Below are 3295 nucleotides of genomic sequence, written 5' to 3'. Positions count from 1 at the left end.
GATTGCCTGTGCTTCATGCCACGATCCGGAATTGGGATGGTGCGACAGCAGAACGTTTTCTTTCGGACACGACAGACAGCTCGGAACCCGAAACGCAATGACTATCCTGAATGCCGCTTTTGCAAAATCTCTATTTTGGGACGGAAGAGCAAAATCTCTGGAAGAACAGTCGCAGATGCCGATTCAGGATCAGCGTGAAATGAGCGAACATATTGATATTGCCACAGGAAAAATTGCAAAGATAAAAGGTTATGAAGTTTTATTTGAAAAAGCTTTTGGCGATAAAACCGTTACCAAAGACCGTATTTCCAAAGCTATTGCCACTTTTGAAAGAACCGTAAAAAGTTCTCCGAGTAAGTTTGATTTATTTATCGACGGAAAACAGGAGGTGTATACCAATGATGAATTGATGGGGCTTCATCTTTTCAGAACAAAAGCGCAGTGTATCAACTGCCACAATTCGGGATATTTTTCGAATAACCGTTTTGAAAATGTGGGAACTTCCTTACTGGGAGAAAAAGGGGAGGATTTAGGCAGATATATGGTGACAAAAATGGCAGATGATGCAGGAAAATTTCGGGTTCCGGGTTTAAGGGAGGTTTCTAAAACTTCACCTTATTTGCACAACGGTTCTATGACAAGTTTAAAAGAAGTGATTGAATTTTACAGCAAGGGAAATCCCGAATATTCACAGAAAAGATCTACCGTGTATGAAGGAATTACTTTACATTCTCAAAAATCGGGTATGGTGAGAATGCTTGAACTATCGGATGAAGAAATTGCACAGCTGGAAGCTTTTTTAAAAACGTTATCCTCTAAAACGGAAAAAATAGATTTGCCCGAATTACCAAAATAAAACCTCCGGAAATTCCGGAGGTTCTGGAAGCAGATACATTTTTACATACCTCTGCGAATGTAAATATTAATAATTAATTTTTGTTAATTATAAGTTACTTTATAGAACATATTTAAAACTAACGCTTGCTTTTGGTCTATAAATATTTCTCTAGATATACAAAATGTAAATGGTTTATTTGTATATTTGATAAATAAAAAAACATAAAATTATGACTAAATTTATCGAGCTTGATGGCTTTAATGGAAAAGCTATCATTAATACAGCCAGTGTTTCATCAGTACACGAAGAATCTCGTGGCAGAACAAACTATATTACTGTAAAACTTACAGATGGTTCTACAATATCCGTTGAAATGAAAATTGAAGACTTTCATAAATTGTTAACCGACGGGGAGACTTCTGAACCTCAAGTAGGATCTCTGAAGTTTTAAATCCTGTTCCTTTTAAAATATTTATAATTTTTTCAACATTTTTATCGAACTTCTCTTTAAAAATAGTTTTGTTTTGATGTTCCATTTTGTAAAATTTTAAATTAATATAAATACCAACTGTCATCGTTGGTATTTATATTAAACTTGTCTAAACTTTTTTTTACCGCAAAAGATGCAAAAGATTGTAACGCTTTAGTTGTTTAAGCTTAATACTTAAATGGAAAAAGAGCACATAAGTTTAAAAATCAAAGATTTTTTCTCTTTACAGACTTTTGAAATACTTTAATAGAGTCTTCTGTCTCTTTTGCGGTTAAATTTAAAATGAGTTTGTTTAAAGCAGCGTATATTGCTTAATTTTTTATTGCTTTTACGGTATACTGAGAACCGTCTTTCAATTGGATAATCAACAGGTATAATCCTGAATTTAATGTGCTTACATTAATTTCTCTTGAAGGATTTTCAACAGTTTTAATTATTCTTCCTGAAACATCGCTGATGCTCACGGATTTTACTTTTTCAATATCTGAAATGCTTACAGTGTCTTTGAAAGGATTCGGATATATTTGAACTGCATTTTTAGCCGCTGAAACTTCACTTGTTGCCAGAATAGGATTCTGTTTTACCTCAACATTGTCCAGCAATACATCATCATAAAAATAACCGTTCCCGTTTACATTTTTATCTACCGTAAATCTCACCTGAATAGTGGTACCGTTATAAGAGGATGGCAAAGGAATTCCTACAGATCTCCACTGGTTGGAATTAGAAGTGTCGCTCCACAAAGAAACCCATCCGCTTCCGCTGTTTACTTCTACGATAAGTTTGTTATTGTCATACGTTGAAGGGCTTACTGTAGTACTTGTAGAGGTAGAGTGATTTTTAAACCATTCAAAAGAAATATAAGGAGATGTTAATCCAGTTAAATTTATTGAAGGGGTGACCAGTTGTACTGTATTGGCTCCCGCTCCGCTGTACGGAGAACTCGCGTCTACCCACGCATAAGTTCCTGCAGCTCTTCCATTATTGGCAAGGTTGGCTCCATAATCGGCGCTTCCTGAAAATTTCCATAAAAGATTCGCTGTTGTACTTCCCGGATTGGTATTCGTCCAGCAGTTCGGTACGGTTGCATTATCAAAAGTCTGAGAAAACGGCGCAGATAATGTGGCACATGCAGTTGTAACCGAAATAGGTCCCCACCAGGTACTTTTATTTGAACTGCTGCATGCAGATCTTATCCAGATGTTGTAAGTTGTAGCCGGAGAAAGTCCGTTGATGATTGTTGAAGTGGCTGTACTGGTTCCCGATGCAGTAGTTGCTGCCATTGGTGCCGTGCTGCCTGTAGAATAATAGTATTCATATCCTGCTGCCGGAGCTGAAGCCGGAGCCGTCCATGAAATTCCTGTGCTGTTTGCCAAAACATTAGACGAAGTTAATGCAGAAGGAGCAAAACATGACGGAAGAGGTTCCCAGTATACATCATCGTAATAGTAAGATTTTCCGTCTGCCGTATTTCTGATCGCCAATCTTGCATTGGAAGGAACAGAGGAAGGAACGATCACAGAATATTCGCTTGTTGAGCCATAAGTGGTATTGCTAATGCTTAAAGCCTGTAACAATACAAATGTTGAGCTGTTTGCAGGATCAGTTACATATCCTACATTCAGCGTTCCTGTCGCAGTGCTTACTCTTGCTTTTAATCTTAACCAGTGTGTTCCTGCATTAATATTGCTGAACTGAGGAAGAACAACAGTTGTGGGATTTTGAGTCGTTGAGCTATACTGATAAATATTTCTTACGCCTGAAGCCGGTGTTGTCGTTGTAATCGTCTGGCTTCCGTTGGTATCAATAATTCTTGCCCAGCAATCCGGTACAATATTTCCTGTTGTATAAGATTCAAAATCTTCAAACATGGAAGTCATGGCTCCGCATAATGTTTTGAATGTGCCTGAAAAAGACCACGCGCTCTGACTTGCTGCACCGCTGCAGTTTGCTCTTACCCAATAATA

The 3295-nt window shown here is 37.5% G+C and carries 3 protein-coding genes; 2 read left to right on the top strand and 1 reads right to left on the bottom strand.

The window, feature by feature from the left end; genetic code table 11:
• Positions 1-856: cytochrome-c peroxidase (locus tag WFK35_RS21640; RefSeq protein ID WP_336734618.1), on the top strand; the 856-nt coding region annotated here is incomplete at its 5' end.
• A 211-nt stretch (positions 857-1067) separates the two neighbouring features.
• Positions 1068-1289, top strand: coding sequence for a hypothetical protein (locus WFK35_RS21635; protein ID WP_336734616.1), 222 nt, complete (start codon positions 1068-1070; stop codon positions 1287-1289).
• Between the two features lie 350 nt (positions 1290-1639).
• Here the strand turns inward: WFK35_RS21635 and WFK35_RS21630 are convergent.
• The coding region (locus WFK35_RS21630) for a T9SS type A sorting domain-containing protein (RefSeq protein WP_336734614.1) at positions 1640-3295 on the bottom strand (1656 nt) is incomplete at its 5' end.

The organism is Chryseobacterium sp. VD8 (genome assembly GCF_037149975.1).
Lineage (GTDB): Bacteria > Bacteroidota > Bacteroidia > Flavobacteriales > Weeksellaceae > Chryseobacterium > Chryseobacterium indicum.
Note: the sequence above shows the minus strand (reverse complement) of the source record. Positions and strands in the feature narration are given on the sequence as shown.